At 50.7% G+C, this 20,837-nt stretch carries 23 protein-coding genes; 6 read left to right on the forward strand and 17 right to left on the reverse strand.

Annotation, left to right across the window (positions count from 1 at the left end; genetic code table 11):
• Positions 1–31 precede the first annotated feature (31 nt).
• The 4 genes from rpoD to rpsU all read right to left on the reverse strand — a co-directional run bounded on the left by rpoD (position 32) and on the right by rpsU (position 4,366).
• Complete coding sequence (gene rpoD / locus G006_RS0112870; RefSeq protein ID WP_020483608.1) at positions 32–1,843, reverse strand: RNA polymerase sigma factor RpoD; 1,812 nt, start codon at positions 1,841–1,843, stop codon at positions 32–34.
• 76 nt (positions 1,844–1,919) lie between these two features.
• Positions 1,920–3,659 (reverse strand): DNA primase, encoded by a 1,740-nt coding sequence (gene dnaG / locus G006_RS0112875; protein ID WP_020483609.1) that lies wholly within the window; start codon positions 3,657–3,659, stop codon positions 1,920–1,922.
• 15 nt (positions 3,660–3,674) lie between these two features.
• Positions 3,675–4,124, reverse strand: coding sequence for a GatB/YqeY domain-containing protein (locus G006_RS0112880; protein ID WP_020483610.1), 450 nt, complete (start codon positions 4,122–4,124; stop codon positions 3,675–3,677).
• An 8-nt stretch (positions 4,125–4,132) separates the two neighbouring features.
• Positions 4,133–4,366 carry a 30S ribosomal protein S21 gene (gene rpsU / locus G006_RS0112885; protein ID WP_020483611.1) on the reverse strand — a complete coding sequence of 78 codons (234 nt, stop codon included), beginning with the start codon at positions 4,364–4,366 and terminating at the stop codon, positions 4,133–4,135.
• A 104-nt stretch (positions 4,367–4,470) separates the two neighbouring features.
• Here rpsU and tsaD point away from each other — a divergent pair, with 104 nt between their 5' ends.
• Positions 4,471–5,481, forward strand: a complete 1,011-nt coding sequence (tsaD, locus tag G006_RS0112890; RefSeq protein ID WP_020483612.1) for a tRNA (adenosine(37)-N6)-threonylcarbamoyltransferase complex transferase subunit TsaD — start codon at positions 4,471–4,473, stop codon at positions 5,479–5,481.
• Here the strand turns inward: tsaD and plsY are convergent, their stop codons facing one another.
• The gene (plsY, locus tag G006_RS0112895; protein ID WP_020483613.1) at positions 5,482–6,054 is read right to left on the reverse strand and encodes a glycerol-3-phosphate 1-O-acyltransferase PlsY; all 573 of its coding nucleotides are present in this window, start codon (positions 6,052–6,054) and stop codon (positions 5,482–5,484) included.
• A gap of 89 nt (positions 6,055–6,143) precedes the next feature.
• Here plsY and folB point away from each other — a divergent pair, with 89 nt between their 5' ends.
• Positions 6,144–6,497, forward strand: coding sequence for a dihydroneopterin aldolase (folB, locus tag G006_RS0112900; RefSeq protein ID WP_020483614.1), 354 nt, complete (start codon positions 6,144–6,146; stop codon positions 6,495–6,497).
• A 2-nt stretch (positions 6,498–6,499) separates the two neighbouring features.
• Positions 6,500–6,982, forward strand: coding sequence for a 2-amino-4-hydroxy-6-hydroxymethyldihydropteridine diphosphokinase (gene folK, locus G006_RS0112905; RefSeq protein WP_020483615.1), 483 nt, complete (start codon positions 6,500–6,502; stop codon positions 6,980–6,982).
• A 13-nt stretch (positions 6,983–6,995) separates the two neighbouring features.
• Here folK and G006_RS0112910 read toward each other — a convergent pair whose 3' ends face one another.
• Both G006_RS0112910 and G006_RS0112915 read right to left on the reverse strand, forming a co-directional pair.
• On the reverse strand, positions 6,996–7,727 hold the full coding sequence (locus G006_RS0112910) for a pteridine reductase (RefSeq protein WP_026147030.1): 732 nt from the start codon (positions 7,725–7,727) through the stop codon (positions 6,996–6,998).
• Positions 7,728–8,015: a hypothetical protein gene (locus tag G006_RS0112915; protein WP_020483617.1), complete on the reverse strand. Its 288-nt coding sequence runs from the start codon at positions 8,013–8,015 to the stop codon at positions 7,728–7,730.
• Between the two features lie 175 nt (positions 8,016–8,190).
• Between G006_RS0112915 and G006_RS0112920 the strand changes: the two genes are divergently transcribed.
• Positions 8,191–8,601: a hypothetical protein gene (locus tag G006_RS0112920; protein ID WP_020483618.1), complete on the forward strand. Its 411-nt coding sequence runs from the start codon at positions 8,191–8,193 to the stop codon at positions 8,599–8,601.
• 59 nt (positions 8,602–8,660) lie between these two features.
• Here G006_RS0112920 and G006_RS0112925 read toward each other — a convergent pair whose 3' ends face one another.
• The 8 genes from G006_RS0112925 to G006_RS0112960 all read right to left on the reverse strand — a co-directional run bounded on the left by G006_RS0112925 (position 8,661) and on the right by G006_RS0112960 (position 16,556).
• Positions 8,661–9,050 (reverse strand): DUF2782 domain-containing protein, encoded by a 390-nt coding sequence (locus tag G006_RS0112925; protein WP_020483619.1) that lies wholly within the window; start codon positions 9,048–9,050, stop codon positions 8,661–8,663.
• Between the two features lie 125 nt (positions 9,051–9,175).
• Positions 9,176–10,573, reverse strand: a complete 1,398-nt coding sequence (locus G006_RS0112930; RefSeq protein ID WP_020483620.1) for a hypothetical protein — start codon at positions 10,571–10,573, stop codon at positions 9,176–9,178.
• Between the two features lie 79 nt (positions 10,574–10,652).
• Entirely contained in the window at positions 10,653–10,937 is a 285-nt protein-coding gene (locus G006_RS0112935) for a hypothetical protein (RefSeq protein ID WP_020483621.1), read from the reverse strand.
• Positions 10,938–11,014: 77 nt separating this feature from the next.
• On the reverse strand, positions 11,015–13,030 hold the full coding sequence (gene tkt, locus G006_RS0112940) for a transketolase (RefSeq protein ID WP_020483622.1): 2,016 nt from the start codon (positions 13,028–13,030) through the stop codon (positions 11,015–11,017).
• A 151-nt stretch (positions 13,031–13,181) separates the two neighbouring features.
• A complete protein-coding gene (gene hxlA, locus G006_RS0112945; protein ID WP_026147033.1) occupies positions 13,182–13,829 on the reverse strand; it encodes a 3-hexulose-6-phosphate synthase in 648 nt (215 codons plus the stop codon).
• A gap of 221 nt (positions 13,830–14,050) precedes the next feature.
• The gene (locus tag G006_RS0112950; protein ID WP_020483624.1) at positions 14,051–14,632 is read right to left on the reverse strand and encodes a UbiX family flavin prenyltransferase; all 582 of its coding nucleotides are present in this window, start codon (positions 14,630–14,632) and stop codon (positions 14,051–14,053) included.
• Between the two features lie 11 nt (positions 14,633–14,643).
• On the reverse strand, positions 14,644–15,588 hold the full coding sequence (gene pip, locus G006_RS0112955) for a prolyl aminopeptidase (protein WP_020483625.1): 945 nt from the start codon (positions 15,586–15,588) through the stop codon (positions 14,644–14,646).
• A gap of 68 nt (positions 15,589–15,656) precedes the next feature.
• Positions 15,657–16,556, reverse strand: coding sequence for a hypothetical protein (locus tag G006_RS0112960; RefSeq protein ID WP_020483626.1), 900 nt, complete (start codon positions 16,554–16,556; stop codon positions 15,657–15,659).
• A 314-nt stretch (positions 16,557–16,870) separates the two neighbouring features.
• On the opposite strand from G006_RS0112960, the gene thiO reads away from it, so the two are divergent.
• Both thiO and G006_RS0112970 read left to right on the forward strand, forming a co-directional pair.
• On the forward strand, positions 16,871–17,974 hold the full coding sequence (gene thiO, locus G006_RS0112965) for a glycine oxidase ThiO (protein WP_020483627.1): 1,104 nt from the start codon (positions 16,871–16,873) through the stop codon (positions 17,972–17,974).
• Positions 17,971–18,984 carry a quinone-dependent dihydroorotate dehydrogenase gene (locus G006_RS0112970; RefSeq protein ID WP_020483628.1) on the forward strand — a complete coding sequence of 338 codons (1,014 nt, stop codon included), beginning with the start codon at positions 17,971–17,973 and terminating at the stop codon, positions 18,982–18,984. The genes thiO and G006_RS0112970 overlap by 4 nt, the downstream gene beginning before the upstream one ends.
• Positions 18,985–19,066: 82 nt before the next feature.
• On the opposite strand, the gene G006_RS0112975 is transcribed toward G006_RS0112970, so the two are convergent.
• Positions 19,067–19,828 carry an ABC transporter permease gene (locus G006_RS0112975; protein ID WP_020483629.1) on the reverse strand — a complete coding sequence of 254 codons (762 nt, stop codon included), beginning with the start codon at positions 19,826–19,828 and terminating at the stop codon, positions 19,067–19,069.
• Positions 19,825–20,769, reverse strand: a complete 945-nt coding sequence (locus G006_RS0112980) for an ABC transporter ATP-binding protein (RefSeq protein ID WP_020483630.1) — start codon at positions 20,767–20,769, stop codon at positions 19,825–19,827. Before G006_RS0112980 ends, G006_RS0112975 begins: the two co-directional genes overlap by 4 nt.
• Positions 20,770–20,837 lie beyond the last annotated feature (68 nt).

Consider the following 20,837-nt stretch of genomic DNA (forward strand, 5'->3'; position numbering starts at 1 on the left):
AATTATCTAGCCTACGAACAATGGAAGCATCTTACTCGCCGTCAAGAAAGCATCTCAACTGCTCTGATCTGGAAGGATGTCTTAATTTCCGCAGCGCTTTCGCTTCGATCTGACGAATCCGCTCACGGGTCACGTCAAACTGTTTACCAACCTCTTCCAACGTATGGTCAGTGTTCATGTTGATACCAAAACGCATCCGGAGCACCTTGGCTTCTCTAGCTGTCAAGCCGGCCAATACATTCTGAGTAGACTCGCGAAGACCGGCGATTGTAGCAGACTCTACCGGCGAAAGCATCTTGGAATCTTCAATAAAATCACCCAAATGCGAATCTTCGTCGTCGCCAATCGGTGTTTCCATTGAAATCGGCTCTTTGGCAATCTTCAGCACTTTACGGATTTTGTCTTCCGGCATTTCCATGCGTTCGGCCAACTCTTCCGGTGTGGCCTCGCGACCCAGCTCCTGCAGAATCTGTCTGGAGACGCGATTCAGCTTGTTAATGGTTTCGATCATATGCACAGGAATCCGAATAGTCCTGGCCTGATCAGCTATGGAACGGGTAATCGCCTGACGAATCCACCAAGTTGCATAAGTCGAAAATTTGTAGCCGCGCCGATATTCGAACTTATCGACCGCCTTCATCAATCCGATGTTACCTTCCTGAATCAAATCCAGAAACTGCAAGCCGCGATTGGTGTATTTTTTGGCGATAGAAATAACCAAACGCAAATTAGCTTCGATCATTTCCTTTTTAGCGCGTCTCGCCTTAGCTTCCCCTAGGGAGATACTACGACAAATACTTTTCAGGACCGCAATACTCAAGCCGTAGCGAGACTCGATATCGGCCAATCGCTGCTGTGCAGCCCTAATATTATCGCGGTGACTGCTGAAAACCTCGGAAAAATTAGGCCTCGCAGCGATAAACTGATCCAGCCACTCAAGGTTAGCCTCATTCTCCGCAAAAGCGTTGATAAAGTCCTTACGCGGCATTTTTGCTTTCTTAACGCAAACATCCAGTATAAAACGCTCTTCTTCGCGAATAGCTGAAATCAACTCTTCAGAAATCGATACCATTTTTTTCAAATACTGCGGCGTCCATTTAAACTCGCAAAATATTTCGTCTATCGCATCGAACAGTTTTTCGGTTTTGTCATGGCCGTAACCATGCTTTTTAACTGAGGTTGTCGCGGCTTTTAAAGCCTTTCTGAGTAAATCGACTTTTTGCTTAACCTCTTCATAATCGACTGTTTTGCTCTCTTCTTCTGCATCCTCAGCGGGCTCTTCAATCTCAATGCCGCTGACGTCAATGTCCTCAACCTCAGTGAGATCGACAAAACCCAACACCAAATCGTTGAGTCGCACGCCAGAGTCTTCAACCTGAACGGAATCAAAGGCGTCTATAAAAGACTCTACGATGAATCCGGAGCGAGCAATAGCACCTACTACTTGGCGCTGCCCTTCTTCAATCCGTTTTGCAATCTTTAATTCTTCCTCACGGGTCAACAACTCGACCGAACCCATTTCGCGCATATATAAGCGCACGGGATCGGTAGTTCTGCCGAACTCGCTATCGACAGACGCCAAGGCCGCGACTTCAGCCACTTCCTCGTCGTCATCTGCAGTGACTACGGCATCAGAGGTGATCAGTGAGTCGTCGTCATCCGGCGCCACCTCGTAAACCTGAATCCCCATATCATTAATCATGCCGATAATATCGTCGATTTGCTCTGGATCGATAATATCGCTGGGCAAATGGTCGTTGACTTCCGCATAAGTTAAATAACCCTGCGCCTTACCTTTTGCTATCAGTTGTTTCAGTTGGGATTGCTGTTGTTCTTGATTCATTCTTTACTCACAATACGTTTTCAGCACCAAGCGCCGCAGAACAGGAAATTATAACGGCAAAAATTAATGCGGTCACCTAAGCCTTGTCCCTTAAAAGCTTCCGCAGTACCTCTTTTTCTTCAATCATTAAGCCTTCTCGACTCTCCTTCTCGATCAATCGAGTTAGCATAGCTTCCTTGGCCTGTTTGCAAAGTTGTTGCAACGCACCGCAAAACTCGGACTCTTCCCCGCCCACCGGCACATCGAGATCTAAACTAGCTAAAGCTTTTACAGCTTTTTCCTGGGATGTTCCTCGGAAAGACTCCAACAAGATGGCGCTATTTTCCGGCTTTTCAAGGGCGATCCGCTGCAAAACCTCTCTTAATAACTCGACCCCGGCAAAACTCAGATCATCGAGCACGACTCCCTCACGCTCAATCAAACTTGCAAAATGCGGGTGTTGAAGTAACAACCCTAAGACCTTGCGCGCCAAACTGATTCTTGGCGAGGAGATGCCTTTTTTGCCAACATTAAATTTAGACTTAAGTCTAGCCTGATTTTCGACAACATCCACAGCAATTCGGGAACCCGACAACTCCTGCAAACGGGTAAACATCATTTCCCTAAAAAACCCGGCAGGGACCTTTTCCAGTAAAGGTGTTGCCGCAGCCAGCAACTGAGACCGCCCCTCAACGGTTGTCAATTCCAATTGACCGACAATATTCTCGAAAAAGTAATCAGACAAGACCTGCGCATTACCAATTCGTTCCATAAACGCGGATAAATTTTCAGCGCGCAACAGAGAATCCGGATCTTGCCCCTGCGGCAATAGCATTATTTTGATTTGCCTACCATCACGCAAACAAGGTAAAGCAGCATCGGTAGCCTTCCAGGCCGCCTGCCTACCGGCATTGTCACCATCGAAACAAAACACCAATTCGGAGGTAAATCGGAACAATAAATCGATTTGCGCTTTCGACGTCGCAGTACCCAGGGCAGCGACCGCATTGAAAATACCAAACTGAGCCAGGGCAATCACATCCATATAGCCCTCTACCACCAATATCCGGCTGGGCTTACTATTCTTTTCTAAAAGCTCACAAAGCCCATAAAGCTCCTTACTTTTAGAAAAAACCGCAGTCTCCGGCGAATTAAGGTATTTTGGCAAAGAGTCATCCAGTACTCGGCCACCAAACCCCACTACCCGCTTCCGTTTATCTCGAATCGGAAACATCAATCTCCCCCGAAAGCGGTCGTAAACCTTGCCATCATCCCTGACCACCAGCATACCAGCGTCGATCAACTCCGCTTGACCGAAACGCGCCACCAGAGCATCCCATTTATTCGGCGCATAACCCAGGGAAAAATCTCGCGCTACCTCACCACTAATGCCCCTGGCTTTCATATACTCTAGAGCTTGCCGACCTTCCGGATTTCCGCGCAATTGCTCCGCATAAAACCCGGCAACCCCCGCCAAAACCTCGTAAATATGCAACACACTTTTTTTATCCGGCAGCCCAGACTCGCCATCAATCAAATCCCTAGGCACATCCACGCCTGCAAAGGCCGCCAAATCTTCGACCGCCTCGACAAAGCCCAGATGATTAAATTCCATCAAAAAGCTGATCGCGTTACCGCCGGCGCCGCAACCGAAACAGTGATAAATCTGCCGACCGCGATTGACTGAAAAGCTTGGAGTTTTTTCCGTGTGGAATGGGCAGCGCGCCGTAAAATTGCTGCCGGATTTTTTAAGGGGGACGCGCGAATCGATTAGATCGACAATATCGACCCGCACCAATAGATCATCTATAAATTGACGAGGTATCCTGCCGGACATGTTACCGACAAGATATTAAGCGATAAAACAGGCCTTAATTCTCGCACTGACATTCGCCATGTCAGCTCTACCTTGCATTTGCGGCTTAAGCAAAGCCATCACACCACCCATGTCTTTTACCGATGTAGCGCCCACTTCAGCTATAGCATCGGCGACCATGCCATCGATTTCAGCATCGCTAAGCGGTTGCGGAAGAAAATCCTGAATAACCAACACTTCAGCCTCCTCGATTTCCGCCAGATCGTTGCGACTGGCATCTCGGAATTGCTTGATGGACTCGCGCCGCTGCTTCAGCATTTTGTCGAGCACCAGTATGATTCTCTCATCGCTTAACTCGATACGCTCGTCGACTTCAACTTGCTTGATGGCAGCCAAAATCATGCGGATCACGCCCAACCTAGCTTTTTCGCCGCTTTTCATCGCGGCTTTCATATCGTCCGTGATACGTTTTTTTAACGCATCCATTGTCTTCCTTAAATTTGCGGACGACCGCGACGTAAGTTTTTCAACGCATAACGCTCGCGTGCCAGCTTTTTCAAATGACGTTTAACTGCCGCAGCACCTTTGCGCTTACGCTCGGTGGTTGGCTTTTCATAAAACTCGCGACGACGTACTTCAGCCAAAACACCGGCTTTTTCGCACGCACGTTTAAAGCGACGAATCGCGATGTCAAAATGTTCGTTTTCTTTAACTTTAACTGATGGCATTATCAATAATCCGATTTATGTTAGTATCTTTTGACGCTATCGGCGATAGCAAGCCCGCCGAAAACGGCCGATTATACTCATAAAATTCTTTTATTCAAAAACTAATGTACGTTTTAGGCATAGAAAGCTCTTGCGACGAAACGGCAGTCGCCGTGTACCATGCTAGCAAGGGCTTAATTGCCCACACCTTATACAGCCAAATTGCCACGCATGCCGAGTATGGCGGCGTCGTTCCTGAGCTAGCCTCAAGAGACCATATCCGCAAATTGGTCCCGCTGATCAAAACGCTATTAAAAGAAGCCAAATTAACCGCCAACGACATCGACGGCATTGCCTATACCGCCGGCCCCGGCCTAATGGGATCGCTACTAGTCGGCGCCGCCACAGCTCAAAGCTTAGCCTGGACCTGGCAAATACCTGCTATTGCCGTGCATCATATGGAAGGCCATTTATTAGCACCGATGCTGGAGGATAATCCGCCCGCCTACCCGTTCGTCGCATTACTCATTTCAGGCGGCCATACCCTGCTTATCGAAGTCCGCGCGATTGGCAAATACCGCTTACTCGGGGAATCGCTGGACGATGCCGCGGGCGAAGCTTTCGACAAAACCGCAAAGCTATTAGGCCTGGACTATCCGGGCGGCCCCAAATTGGCTGAGTTAGCGCGCAGCGGCCAAAACCGCTTTAAATTCCCAAGACCAATGACCGACAGACCAGGATTGGAATTTAGTTTTAGCGGCCTAAAAACCTTCACAATGAACGCCCTGCATGCCACCGAGCAAACCGAGCAGGACAAAGCGGATATCGCTTTTGCATTTCAACAAGCCGTCGCGGAAACATTAAGCATCAAATGCAAACGGGCTTTACAACAGACGCAGTTGAAAACACTGGTAGTGGCTGGCGGCGTGAGCGCCAACCACGAAATTCGGAAACAATTACAACAGATGGCCGTAAAAGAAAGGGTGGAAATACGCTTTCCCCGCCCGGAATTTTGCACCGATAACGGCGCGATGATTGCCTATGCGGGATGCCAACGATTAATGGCGGGGCAAACCCAAAATCTGGAAATCTTTGCCCGGCCGCGGTGGCCGATGGAGCAGCTAATCAGCCTTTGATCAAGACTCTTGCCCAGCCAGTAGCCGCTGAATATTACTTTTATGCCGCCACAGCAAAATCAGAGAAATAATGGTGAAGGTAGTGGTCAAATTGACATCGCCGACAATCAGCCAAACATACAGAGGCGTTAATGTTGCCGCCACCAAAGCGGCCAACGACGAAATTTTGCCTATTTTGTAAACGACAAACCAGGTGGCGGCAACCACCAAACCCAGCAGCCAAGCAACACCGAGCGTCACACCCAGCGATGTTGCCACGCCTTTGCCACCTTTAAATTCAAAAAAAATCGGATAAAGATGTCCCAAAAAAGCGGCAAACACCACCAAGGACAGCACCAGGCTGTCGACCCCCAACGCCTTCGCCAACAACACCGGCAGCAGCCCTTTTAAAGCGTCACCCACCAAGGTAATCGCCGCAGCCTTCTTACCGCCGATACGCATCACATTGGTTGCCCCCGGATTACCGGAACCGTTTTCCCGAGGATCCGCCAAACCCATCATCTTACATACGATAATCGCACTCGACACCGAGCCGGTTAAGTAGGCCAAAGGCACCAACAACCAATCCATCATTTAATCAACCTCTCGTCAATACTTGTACAGCGGCGCTATTTACTCGATACTGCCGCCTCTTCAAGAAATATAATAACCGGAAAGCAACGATGGACATCATCTTTTTAGGCGGGCTTGAAATCGATACCGTAATCGGTATTTACGACTGGGAAAGGAAGATCAAACAAAAAATCATCCTGGACATCGAAATGGGCTTTGACATCCAAAAAGCCGCCGCCAGCGACGACATCGCACACACACTGGACTATAAAGCCGTTTCGGATCGCGTTGTCAGCTTTGTCGAGCACAGCGAATTTTATTTGGTGGAAAAGCTGATAGAAGAAATTGCCGGAATTTTACGCAGCGAATTTGCGATTCCGTGGGTAAAGATCACCCTAAACAAAAAAGGCGCCATTAGCCGCGCTCGTGACGTCGGCATCATCATCGAACGTGGCGAAAGATAGTCATGCCTACCGGATTTATCAGCATCGGCAGCAATATAGATAAGGAAATCCACATTCCCTCCAGCCTGGAAACACTACGTGAACTGTTCGGAGAACTGACAATTTCCAGCATCTTCGAAAGCGAGCCGGTGGGCTTTGTTGGCGACAGCTTTCATAACCTAGTCGTGCAATTCGAATCGACATTATCCGCGAAAGAAGTCGCCAAATTGCTAAAACAAATCGAATTGGACCATGGCCGCAGCAGGGAGAGCCAAAAATTTTCTGCCAGAACGCTGGATTTGGACTTGATTTTATACGGCGACCAAATTATCAGCGACGGCAGACTACAAATTCCACGCGATGAAATAGAACACTATGCCTTCGTGCTGGAACCTTTGGCGGAAATTGCGCCAAACGCCACTCATCCGATAAGCAAGCGTTGTTACAAAGATCTGTGGCATGAATTCGACAAACGCGATTTACGCCAAACCAAACTCGAGAAATAACGCTCTGAAACCTTTACCGAAACAGAGTCCGTCCACCATCCACAGTCAATACTTGACCGGTAATATAATCGGCGTTTCCAACCAAAAACCTTACTGCTTTAGCAATATCGTCTGCTTCGCCGCAACGCTGCAAGGCAATTTTTTTTAAGATTTCCACCCGCTCCGCGTCAGCTACATCTTGTTCCGGCCATAAAATGGCCCCCGGCGCCACCGCATTAACGCGAACTTCCGGCGCCATTTCCCTGGCCAATATCTTCGTCATCGCCACCAAGCCGGCTTTAGCCATACTGTATACCGGATAGCCCGGCAATCCTGTTTCCGCGTGAATATCGGCGATATTGACGATACAGCCCCGTTTAGCTTTTAGTGACGACCACAACGCTTGCGACAAAAAGAACGGCGCTTTCAGATTGCTGGCCATTGTCAAATCCCAATCCTGTTCCGTAACCTGCCCGATGGGCACGGATTGAAACAAGGACGCGTTGTTCACCAAGACATCGACATCACCCCATTGAGTAAGCGCTTCTTCAGCCAACTTCTGGATGCTACTGAATACCGATAAATCGGCGTTTAATAACCTTGCCGAATCGGCTCGCAAGGCATTCAACTCGGCGGCTAAACGTAAAGCGTCTGCATCGGAGCGGTTGTAATGCAAAATCACATTACACCCCTCACCGTGCAGTAACCGGACACACGCCGCGCCGATGCGTCTTGACGCACCGGTAATCAGCACATTTTTAGACACTTATTGACCAGCGGCCGGCAAACTGGAGATCAATTTTTTTCTGATCAGATAACAAGCAGCCAGCGCGACGAACACCGGTAATTGGGTTAGCAAAAATTCAGTCACCGAATGCTTGGTTACCATGCCAGCCAGAGGCACCACGATCAGCATCTTGGATAACCACCAAGTCAGCCAGTACCCTATCAGACCAATCACAGACCAATTAATTAACGGACCGCCGTGATTTTTAGCCGTCAAATAAAACCAAACCAAGGTCAAAATACCGCATAACTTAGCCAGAAATAACATCTTCTCCCCCATTTTTATTGTTGTAAAAAGCAAACCAGACCGTAACTCAATGTAAACCAATCCCGGCAGAAAGATCAAATCAATACCATCAGACCGCTTATAGCTTGTGCTTCAAACTTGCAGACTTAGAACATATAATCGCCGCCATCCTAAAACAAGAACATGAGGAATACCCATGCACGCACGTCTTTTTGCCGTAGCATTGCTAACTATCGGTTTTGGCAATTCTGCTTGGTCGCAATCCACACCGAGCCATGGCGGCCACGGCGGAGCGAGCGGCGGAGATGCTGGCGGATGCATCAATGCTAAAATTAGCCGCTATACGCCGGAACATTTAGCCACGGTCAGACCGGGTTCGGAGTTTTCGTTCGCGGTTTCCGGCAGCAATGGCCCAGGCCACATTCACGTCAGCATTAAACAGCAACCTGTCTCAGTTCAAATTGAAGACAAGGACACGTTCTATTTGGTAAAAGGTAAACTGCCTGACGACCTGAAAAACACCGTCGTTAGAATCTCGGTAAAAGCTAAGGCAAAAGTCAGCAAATGCGATGCGGACGGCGGCTGGCTGCTAAAAGTGTCCGAGTAATCCCAAAGGCCATATCAGCAGCATAAACTCAATTAGACAGATTGTTTTCGCTCAAAAGATCAGTTGAAATCCCATTCGAACAGAGTCCACTTGTTGATATTGGTATTTTCGTCCAAATCATTTTTCTTCACATCCATCTGCTCATCACCGTTAGTATCCAACATATAGTAGGCAGGCCCTACCTGGGGCTGGATTTTCACCATGTATAGTTTGCCGTTGCGGCGAAACTCCTGGATAGTGTCTTTGCCTTTACGAATAATGGTAATGTCGGGCTCCATCTCTTCCCCGGACTGAACCGGAGCCGGCAAATCAGGAGGCTCCGGAACCGGCGCCAATTCATTGGCATCAGGGCCTGCGGCAAAAGCAAAGATCGGTAAAAACAGCATCAAGCTAAAACCCAATAAACGAGACATCAAGATCCCTGCAAAAATTTGAATGTGGGCGGTCATAATAATACAGATTCGGTAAAACCGTATAAATCCCTGGCTTGCCGACGCCCTTCGACGCACTAAAACTAGCTGGCATAAAAAAGCCGGCACTACCAAAAGGAAGTGCCGGCTTAATCAGCTAGACTTTAGGCTTGTTTACGTAAGTACTTCTCTACACCCGTCGTTCTAGCCACAACCTCGTCCTTGGACTGCAAAGCTTGCTTTGCCATGTAACGCGCAACACCCGACACGCCAGGCGCATCCTTCGCTAATGCATCCTGTTTGGACATATATCTGGCTACACCAGTGAGTTCTTTCGAATCCTTATCCAGCAACTCATGTTTAGTGACATATCGGCTAACCGAGCTCACTTCGGCAACAGGTTTTTGCGCTAATATTTGCTTGGCTAAATACTTGCTGACACCAGTAGGCGGCGGCAACTGTCTGGTCAATATTGCCTGCTTGGCAAGATAACGGGCGACACCGGTTAAAGGCTCTGCCTGACTTTGCAATTGCAACTGTTTCGCCAGATATTTGGCAACACCGGTTGGCTTTGGCGCTTGCTGAGCAGACGCCGCCTGCCTGGCAAGGTAACGCTCTACAGCGGAACCCTCAAATGCCAATTCCTCGGCCAATTCTTGCTGAGCATTCTGTTCTTGATTCAACTGGGCCTCCGCTTTTTCCTGTTGAGCTAGCGCTTCCGCTGCAACATATCGTGCAATCAAAGCCGCAGCGGCCGCTTTTCTATCTGCCGCCGCCTGCTCCGCCAAAAATTTAGCCACACCGGTTAAAGGCGCTTGCTCTTTCAATAAGCGTTCCTGTTGAGCGACATACTTAGCCACACCGGTTACTAATGGCGCATCTTTTGCCAACAAAGCTTGTTTGGTGACGTATTTGCTCACACCAGTTGCTATTGGCGCTTCTTTTGCCAATACATCTTGCTTCAATACATATTTGGCAACGCCTGTAACCAATGGCGTCGAACCGATCTGCATATTTTGCCGAATGACGTATTTAGCGACATTGGTCACCGCATGGTCTTCGCGATCATTTTTGGTAATGTATTTAGAAACCCCAGTCACCGGCGCTTCTTTAGACAAAATCGACTGCTTGATCAGGTATTTGGCAACTCGAGTAACCGGATTTTCCGCTTGTTGAGTCAGATATTTATCGACACCCGTCGCAACCGGCTCGCTTTCGGTCACTTCTTCAACAAGCTCTTCTACTACTTCGGCAACTTCTTCAATTTCTTCTTCTATTGTTTCCTCGACAACCGGCTCCACGACAGCCGCCTCTTCGGCGGCTTGCCGGGCTTTTTCCAATTGCGCCTGCAAGGCTAAATATTTAGCCACCCCGGTCAACGGCTGGCCATTTTCGTCCAGTTCCGGCTTAGGCGGCTCAAGTTTTTGCAGATAACGGGCTACACCGGTCAATTGCGCGTCTTCGCTGTCGACACGAGAATAAGCTTCTGACCGACTATCACTACTGCTCGAATTGTCGAACAAAAAGCCGAATAAGCTATTCATCAAACTGTTTGTTGCCATTTGAGAATACTCCTGAATGTAATAATTGTTATGTGTCTAGACGACGAGTTCATCAAATTCACGGTATAGCCTAAAAATACTAGGAACCCGCTGCGCTGAATACTACTTTAGGCTGAAAACTGGCTGCCGGGTACTTGGCGTCAATTTCTGAGGTCTGCTCATGCTTTGTTTCGGCACAAGGCGCGCTAGAACTAATGGTAGCGGCGACCGGAGAGCTGGCCTTGGCTACTTCAGCAATAGCCGGATCTCTGTAGAGAACCTTAGGTTGAAAATCCGCAGCAGGATAATCTTGAGCACTGACCGCGGCCGATACGGCTAACAGCAAGCCCGTTAAAAACTTCTTAATCAATTGCGTGTTTATCATGATTCCACCTTACTCTATTGATTAAAGACGAGCCTGCCGGCAACATTGTCACCGGCAGGCCTTTTACATAGCGCTTATTAAAGCACAGCTTCCACATTAGCGACGACATTGTCCACGGTAAAGCCGAACTCTTTGAAGAGTTGACCTGCCGGGGCCGATTCGCCGAAACGGTCCAATCCTACGACTCTACCCGCGCTGCCGGCATATTTCCACCAGCTGTCGGTTACTCCCGCTTCTACTACCACGCGCTTGGTAACGCTTGGCGGCAATACGCTGTCTTTGTACGCTTGGTCTTGCGCTTCAAAGACATTGGTCGATGGCAAGGACACCACGCGGATGTTTTTGCCTTTGGCTTCCAGCGCTTCAGCGGCTTTAACCGCCAATTCCACTTCAGAGCCGGTGGCAATGATGATGGCATCCGGGGTACCGGCACTGTCTTTCAGGATGTAGCCACCTTTACTGATGCCGTCAATCTGGGCTTGGCTGCGCGCCATGTGCGCCAGGTTTTGCCGGGAAAAGATCAGGGTGCTCGGTCCATCTTGACGTTCGATCGCGGCTTTCCAGCACACGGCCGACTCGACGGCGTCGCAAGGGCGCCAGACCTGCATGTTCGGAATCATGCGCAGGGTGGCGGTTTGTTCGACGGGTTGGTGAGTCGGACCGTCTTCGCCCAGACCGATAGAGTCGTGGGTGTAAACGAAGATGGTCGGAATTTTCATCAACGCGGCCATGCGCAGGGCGTTACGGGCGTATTCACTGAACATCAGGAAGGTAGCGCCGTAGGGTTTGAAGCCACCGTGCAGGGTGATGCCGTTCATGATGGCGGACATACCGAATTCACGCACACCGTAGTAGACGTAGTTGCCGTCGAAGCCCGGTTGGTTGACGTCTTTGCAGCCGGACCACAGGGTCAGGTTGGAGCCGGCCAAGTCGGCAGAGCCGCCCAGCAGTTCGGGCAACAAGGGGCCAAAGCCGTTCAGGGTGTTTTGTGAGGCTTTACGGCTGGCGATGGTTTCGCCTTTTTCGTTGACAGCGGCGATGAAGGCGTTGGATTTTGCCGCCCAATCGGCCGGCAGTTCATTTTTGATGACCCGACGTTCGAATTCGGCTGCCAATTCCGGATGTGCGGCTTTGTAGGCAGCAAATTTGGCGTTCCAGGCGCTTTCCAGTTGGGCACCTTTGGCATTAGCATCCCAACCGGCTTTGATGTCGGCAGGAATGTCGAACGGCGCATGAGGCCAACCCAGGTTTTCACGGGTCAGAGCGATTTCGGCTTCACCTAAGGCTGCACCGTGGCATTCTTCTTTGCCTTGTTTGTTCGGCGAACCGAAACCGATGGTGGTTTGGCAGCAGATAATGCTCGGTTTGTCGGTGACTTTCTTCGCCGCTTCGATAGCAGCTTTCACTGCATCAGCGTCGTGACCGTCGACTTTGGGGATGACGTGCCAGCCGTAGGCTTCGAAACGTTTGGGCGTGTCGTCCAGGAACCAGCCGGCGACGTTGCCATGACCGCGGACTTCGCCGTCGATGGAAATGTTGTTGTCGTCGTAGAAGGCGATCAGTTTGCCCAGTTTCATGGAGCCGGCCAGGGAGCAGGCTTCGTGGGAGATACCTTCCATCAAGCAGCCGTCACCCAGGAAGACGTAGGTGTGGTGGTCGACGATGTCGTGGCCCGGACGGTTGAATTGACCGGCCAAGGTGCGTTCTGCCAGGGCAAAACCCACGGCATTGGTGATGCCTTGTCCCAAGGGACCCGTGGTGGTTTCGACGCCATCGGTGTAGCCGTATTCAGGGTGTCCTGGGGTTTGCGAGTGCAGTTGGCGGAACTGTTTCAGTTCTTCGATCGGCAAATTGTAGCCGGCCAAGTGCAGCAAGGAATAAATCAGCATAGAGCCGTGGCCGTTGGACAGGATGAAGCGGTCGCGGTTAGGCCATTTGGGGTTGCTGGGGTTGTGTTGCAGAAAATCGTTCCACAATACTTCTGCGATGTCGGCCATCCCCATCGGTGCACCGGGGTGCCCGGAGTTGGCTTTCTGTACGGCGTCCATGCTGAGTGCGCGGATGGCGTTCGCTAAGTCTCGGCGCGAAGGCATGTTTAGTTCTCCTTTGAATCTGGTAGTGCGAGCCGGCTCATGATCGGCCGTGCCCGGTAAAAACTGGGGGGGTTATAACAAACGAAAGGACGAGTGGCGCTAACCACCCGTCCTTAATATTTCCTAATAACTAGGTATTGCCAAAACTGGCTTATGCAGCAGCAGCGTCAACCAGTTCGCGGATTTCGCGAGCAGCTGTTGCTGGGCATGGCGCGCCATAGATCGCAGCACCAACAACGATGATGTTAGCGCCAGCTTCAACGACTTGTTGTACAGTCGCTTGTTTGATACCGCCGGCAACAGAGATACGAACATTCAAGCCCAAACGAGCGATGTCGTTCAGGTCGGTAAACGGTGTGTGACCGGCTGCTTGCGCGTCCAGACCTGTGTGAATACCAACGATTTGTGCGCCCAATTTCACTGACTCTCTAGCGCAGTCTGCTTTGTCGGCAACGTTGATCAAGTCGATTTGAGTTTCAGCGCCATGTTTTTTCGCGGCTTTGATAACGCCAGCGATAGTGGCCAAACCGGAAACACCCAATACTGTGCAGATATCCGCGCCAGCAGCGTAGAAAGCACCGGCTTCGTATTCGCCAGCGTCCATGGTTTTCAAGTCAACCAACAACAATTTGTCTGGGTAACGTTGTCTCAGTTCTTTAACCAGGTTGATACCGTTGTATTTAATGCAAGGAGTGCCGATTTCAAAAATATCAACATAAGGCGCTACTTTATCAGCCAATTCGACAGTTTGGTTGAAATCCAGTGAATCCAACGCCATTTGAATTAATGGTCTTGCCATATTTATGTGCTCCGATTGTTATAGTTACAGTTATTGTTTTAAGACCCACCCCCCGACCAAAACGCCATTTTCAGGTCTTTAAGTCGAGAGCGCCGCAAGCCTTTGTCGATGGGCAGTTTTCGCGAGTGCGGCAACTCTAAATCAGAATAAGGCACCCTGTCAATTGAAGACCGACTATTTACTCAGTAAAAACCCTGTATTCAGTCCGGATCGATAAAAACTTAACCATCCAGACCGGTCCAAGGCTTGAATAGCCCCGTCGCATCCACCCCGAACATATCCAGGATTCGACCCACACCCTCATCAACCATCGCCCTTACGGAATCGGTCTTGTTGTAGAAAGCCGGCATCGGCGGATAGATAATCCCGCCCATTTCCGTGACGCTGGCCATATTGCGGATATGCGCCAAATTTAACGGTGTCTCGCGGGGCACCAACACTGTTTTGCGGCGCTCTTTCAATGCTACGTCTGCCGCCCGAGAAATCAAGTTGTCGCCAAACCCATGCGCCACAGCCGCCAGCGTTTTCATGGAACACGGCGCAATCACCACGCCCTCGGTCTTGAAAGAGCCGCTGGCAATACACGAAGCAATATCGTTTATGCCGTGCGTAACATCCGCCAACTCATACAAGGTAGCGCGATCCATATCCAGCTCGTATTTTAGATTAACGAAACCAGCTGTCGATACCACGAGATGAGTTTCCCATTCGTCTCGCTCCCGCAACACTTGCAGCATCCGGACGCCGTAGATGGCCCCGGTAGCGCCGGTCATGGCAATAACCAGTCGTTTTTTGTTGCTCATAATGCCCTTGTCTACGCTAAAAGCTTGGCCATTTCATCGGTCGCGGATACCAAAGCATCGATCATTTCGTCGCCCCGCGCAATGTGCCCGGCATTCGGCAACACTACGTAACGAGATTGCGGTAAGGCCTGATGCAGGCGCCAGCCGGCTTCTATAGGACAGGTCAAATCGTTTCGGCCGTGAATGATGATAGTCGGTATCGCCTGTAACCCTGCACAGTTTTCCAGGATTTGATTTTCGCGGATGAAATAATCATGGATGGCATAAGACAATTCCATTTTTACTTGCCGCAACATCTGCTCGCTGACCGACTCCATACTCTCCAAATAGTCATTCCCCAGAGCCACTTGTCCGCTCCAAGCCTGCCATTGTTGAGCAGCGCGCCTGGCGGCGTCCTGATCGGCACCGAAAATGGCCTCCACCAATCGCTCCAAAACATTGGCGTCCGGCAAATTGGGTAAATTATCCAACAAGATTTGCCAACGCTCGGGATAGATTTTATTGACGCCGTTTCCCAGAAACCACTCCATATCGGCCTGCCTCGCTAAAAACACGCCGCGCAAAATCATTGCTAATACCTGTTGCGGATACTGCTGCGCATAAAGCAATGCCAAGGTGCCGCCCCAGGAACCGCCGAATAACAACCACTTTTCGATACGTAATTGTTGGCGGATGCGCTCCATATCCGCCAACAAATCCTGAGTGGTATTGCCTTGCAATTCGCCAAACGGCTCCGACAACCCGCAACCGCGCTGGTCCATCAAGATGATGTGGTAGCGATCGGGATCGAAAAAACGCCGATGATCCGGCTTGGTGCCGGAACACGGGCCGCCATGCAAAAAAATCGCCGGAATACCGGCCGGATTGCCGGATTGCTCGACATAAACGCGATGCTCGCTATCGGTTTCCAGAAAAAAGGTATGGAACGGCGAAATGTCCGGATAGAGGGTTTTCATTATTTTTCATCCATAAAAAAAGGGAAGGCTGTTACGCCTTCCCTTTTGCGTGCTAACTAAGCGTCAACTTAGAATTTGAAACCTAAGTAACCGCCAGCGTTGAAACCGTCGGTTGGTGTAGCGTCCGTTTTGCTGGTGGAGTAGTGGTAGCGCACATCGGTACCCAATACGATACCTCTGAACAGGTCATACTCGACACCGGCACCAAAGTTCATGCCGGCGTTCAACACAGAAACCGCGTTGGAAGGCACGCCTAAGATGTTGATATCTAAACCCACTGGAATAATCCATGGACGCAGCTTGCTGTCATGCATAAATTTGATTTTTGGCGAAGCGTTGATTCTCAAGCGGGCATCTGTTGATGTTTCGGTATTAGGCACCCCCGCCACCCCCCAAAGAGTGGCAGCTGAGTTTTTACCGGTACCGTATTCGGCATATTCAACCCCAAGCTCGATTCCGAAGGAGGTATCGTCCATTAGGCCGAACAAATCATTGTTGACGTTAAAGTCGAACGCACCACCGAAGTAAAAACCGTCACCATTTGGATTGTTGGACAACAACGCACCGTTTTGAGTAGCACCGCCTAAAGGTCCTGTTGAACTGCCACGTGCATGATCCAGCGCTGACCAACCGCCACGAACCGCAACCAAATTGTCTTTTGCAGACGCTTGCGCTGGAGTTGATTTAACAGACGCCATCCATTGATCCAGCTCTTGAACTTTCGCATTCGCAGCAGTGGAGCTGGCAGATGAAGATTTAACCCGGCTCAATTCTGCTTGCATGGCTTGCATTTGCTCGGCCATTTGTTGCATTTGCGCTTCCAGAGCTTCGGTTTTTCTGGCGGCAGCGTCGGCTACGCGCTCGGCACTGGAACCAGCAGCTTGGGCTTGTGGGGCAATGAATGCTCCAGCCATTGTCAAAGTCGCCGCGGCAACGCCCAGCGCTAATTTGGTTTTAGTAAAACTCATTGTTGTTCCCCCCAAGGGTAGTTATTGTTAAGACTGAATTGGCTTTATAGCAACACAGGATTTCTTCACGTGGGCAATAATAGCAGCAAAACACTAGCCTTACAAGTTTTAAGTCTATTTTTTTTCATCAAAAACATTGTTTTATATCAATAAGATACGAATACTTTGTAAACTATAATCCATGTTTGTCAAAAACTAACAACAGCCATTTGCTTTTTTACACACCCATCGACAATCGGCAAACCCTATCTAAATACGCCGGCTTCGTGTTACCTTAAAAAAGCCTTCTTACACCCGTTTTCCTCAGCATTTGCATGACCAAACACCTGGATATTCTGATCATCGGCGGCGGTATCAGCGGCCTATTAGCCGCACGAGAACTGCGCCTTGCCGGCCGCGACGTGACGATCCTCGACAAATCCAAACCGGCTCTGGAATCCTCATGGGCCGGCGGCGGCATTTTGCTGCCGATTTATCCCTGGCGCCAAGCCGCAGCGATCTCCGAATTAGCCGTCAATAGCTTAAAAAAATACCCTGCCTTAAGCCAGGAACTGCTCGCCGCTACCGGTATCGATCCGGAATGGTATGCCTGCGGCATGCTGATCTGCAAAAACCCGGACTACGAACAAGCTATACAGTGGTGCGAGCAGTACCACATCGACTACCAGCCGGCAGCAACAGAATTGACCGAGCCGTTTACCAGCGATCTCGACCAAGCGCTGTGGCTGCCGGGAATTGCCCAAGCCCGCAATCCCAGATTATTAAAATCGCTCCTCGCTTACCTAATACAATCAGGCGTGAAATTTCTGGATAGCACCGAAGTTCGCAAGATCGGCATCGCCAACCGCCAAGTTGAGAGCATTGAAACCAGCAACGGTAGCTACACCGCTCAGCACCTGATCGTTAGCGCCGGCGCCTGGACCACCGATTTGATGCGGGATTTATTGCCGGATTGGCCGATAGACTTGCACATCAAGCCGGTCAGAGGCCAAATGCTGCTGTTCGACGCCACACCAACCACCTTGCCTTACATGGTGTTGGACGGCGATCAATATTTGATCCCCCGCCGAGATGGGAAAATCCTGGCGGGCAGCACCGTGGAGCAAGCCGGCTTTAATAAGATCACCACCGAAGACGCCAAACAACAGCTTTACCAATTCGCCACCGAATTGCTGCCGACCTTGAAAAACTATCCGGTTTGCCATCATTGGGCAGGCTTGCGCCCCGGCAGTCCGCAAGGCATACCCACTATTGGACAGCATCCCGACATTGATAACCTCAGCATCAACGCCGGCCACTTCAGAAATGGTTTAGTGATGGGCCCGGCATCCGCAAAATTGTTGGCCGACCTGATTCTGCATCGCCCCACCGAAATAGACCCGACACCGTATTCGCTAACTCGAGCAAGCGCGCCATGAATCTATACCCTATTTTACGCCCGTTACTTTTTTCCTTAGACCCGGAAACAGCGCATCATGTGACGCTGGATTTACTGAAGCTGGCCAAGCAAACCGGCTTGTCGGCTTTGAGCAGACCAAGATCCAGCGGAAAGCCGGTTAAGGTGATGGGCTTGGACTTTAAAAACCCGCTAGGACTGGCGGCGGGCCTGGATAAAAACGGTGACTATATCGACGCCTTGGCCGAGCTGGGTTTTGGCTTTATCGAAATCGGCACCGTCACCCCGCGCCCGCAACCCGGCAACCCCAAGCCACGCCTATTCCGCCTACCAGAACATCAAGCCATCATTAACCGGATGGGCTTTAACAATCTGGGTATCGAACATTTGCTGGAACAAGTCGGCACCTGCCAGTATCGCGGCATTTTGGGAATTAATATCGGCAAGAACGCCGATACGCCATTGGAAAACGCCACTGAAGATTATTTGATCGGTCTAAGGAAAAGCTACGCGGCGGCGAGCTATATCACCATCAACATTTCCTCGCCCAACACCAAGAATTTGCGCCAATTGCAGCAAGGTGACGAGATCAAGCAATTGTTAAACGCTTTGAAGGAAGAACAACTGAAACTTCAGACGGCGCTGGGCAAATACACACCCATCGCGGTGAAAATCGCGCCGGATTTAAGCGATGAGGAAATTAGCCACATCGCGGCATTGCTGGTGGAATTTGCCATGGACGGGGTGATTGCCACCAACACCACCATCGCCCGCGATAAAATCCAGGGCCATATCCACGCCAACGAAGCCGGCGGCTTGAGCGGCGCACCGGTTAAAGACAGTTCGACTCGGGTAGTGAAAGGCTTGGCGGCGGAATTGAACGGCAAACTGCCGATTATCGCGGCCGGCGGCATTCTCAGTAGCGCAGACGCCCAGGAAAAGCTCGCAGTCGGCGCCAGCCTGGTGCAAATCTACAGCGGCTTGATCTATAAAGGCCCGGCGTTGATCGAAGAAATATTGAGCGTAATCTGATCAGTCAAAGGGTACGCGGCTGCGTACCCTAACAAGCTATTCTTTGATGGAGTGATGAAGCACCGTCTAGGTTGCTTCAGACTTAATTTCTGATCTTGTACCCGGTTTTAAATACCCACCAGACAAAAATCAAACAAACGGTCAGAAAACCAAACGTCATGCCTATGCTCATCGCCACATCCACATCGGCCATGCCATAAAAGCTCCAACGAAAGCCGCTGATCAAATACACCACCGGATTGAACAAGGTGACGTTCTGCCACAAGGGCGGCAGCATATTGATCGAGTAAAACGCGCCGCCCAAGAAAGTTAGCGGAGTCACAACCAACATCGGCACCACCTGCAGCTTCTGAAAACTGTCGGCCCACAGGCCGATAATGAAACCGAACAGACTGAAAGTCACGGCCGTCAGCAGCAAAAAGCCGATCATCCACAGCGGATGAGCTATCTCGTAGGGCACGAATAGGCGGGCTGTGCCCAAAATCAGCAGACCCAACAGCACCGACTTGGTCGCCGCCGCCCCTACGTAACCCAACAGCACTTCGATCCAGGACACCGGTGCCGACAGCAACTCGTATATCGTACCCGCCCATTTGGGCATGTAAATGCCGAACGAGGCGTTGGAGATGCTTTCGTTGAGCAGATTCAGCATCACGAGGCCGGGAATGATGAAGGCCCCGTAGCTAACGCTGTCGATGTCGCCCATCCGCGAGCCAATGGCTTTGCCGAAGACGATGAAGTACAGCGAGGTGGTCAACACCGGCGCGGCGATGCTTTGCGCCAGCGTACGAAAGGTGCGGGCCATTTCGAAGCGGTAAATGGCGCGGATGCCGTAGATGTTCATGATTGCGTCCCTTGTGATTGGTGGACCAGGCTGACGAAAATGTCTTCCAGCGAGCTTTCGCTGGAGCTAAGGTCTTTGAAATCGATACCGTGCTCGCTTAGCCGGCGCAGCAGTTCGGCAATACCGGTCTCTTCTTCCTGAGTGTCGAAGCTATAGACTAAGCGTTGGCCGTCTTCTGTCAGCGTTAACGCCCAGGCGTCAAGCTCAACCGGGATCTCGGTCATGGGCTGGCGCAAAGTCAGCGTGAGTTGTTTCTTGCCAAGCTTACGCATCAGTACGGCTTTGTCTTCCACGACGATCAGTTCGCCCTTATTGATGACGCCGATGCGGTCCGCCATATCTTCGGCTTCTTCGATGTAGTGGGTAGTTAAAATGATGGTAGTGCCATTGGCGCGCAGTTCGCGCACCATGCGCCACATGTCGTGCCGCAACTCCACATCGACGCCGGCGCTAGGCTCATCCAAAAACAATATCGTCGGCTCATGCGCCAGAGCCTTGGCGATCAGCACGCGGCGTTTCATACCGCCCGACAGCGACATGATTTTCGCATCGCGCTTGTCCCACAACGATAAATCGCGCAGCACTTTTTCCACATAAGCATGGTTGGGCGGCTTGCCAAACAGTCCGCGGCTGAAATTAACCGTGGCCCACACCGACTCGAAGGCGTCGGTGTGCAGTTCCTGAGGCACCAGGCCGATGGCGGCGCGCACGGCGCGGTAGTCCCGCACGGTGTCGTGGCCGTCGGCGATGATGCTGCCGGCACTGGCGTTGACGATGCCGCAGATGACGCCGATCAACGTGGTTTTGCCAGCGCCATTGGCGCCGAGCAAAGCAAATATCTCACCGCGTTTTATGTCCAGGTTGATGTTTTTCAGGGCTTGAAAACCGCCGGCATAGGTCTTGTTTACGCCGCGTATGGAAATAATGGGGTCGGCATTCATGGACAGTTCGAGTTTAAGGGTTGCCGATAAGGTTTCGTCATGTGGTTTTCCTGTATATATGATCTTGA

This window comes from Methylomonas sp. MK1 (genome assembly GCF_000365425.1).
Lineage (GTDB): Bacteria > Pseudomonadota > Gammaproteobacteria > Methylococcales > Methylomonadaceae > Methylomonas.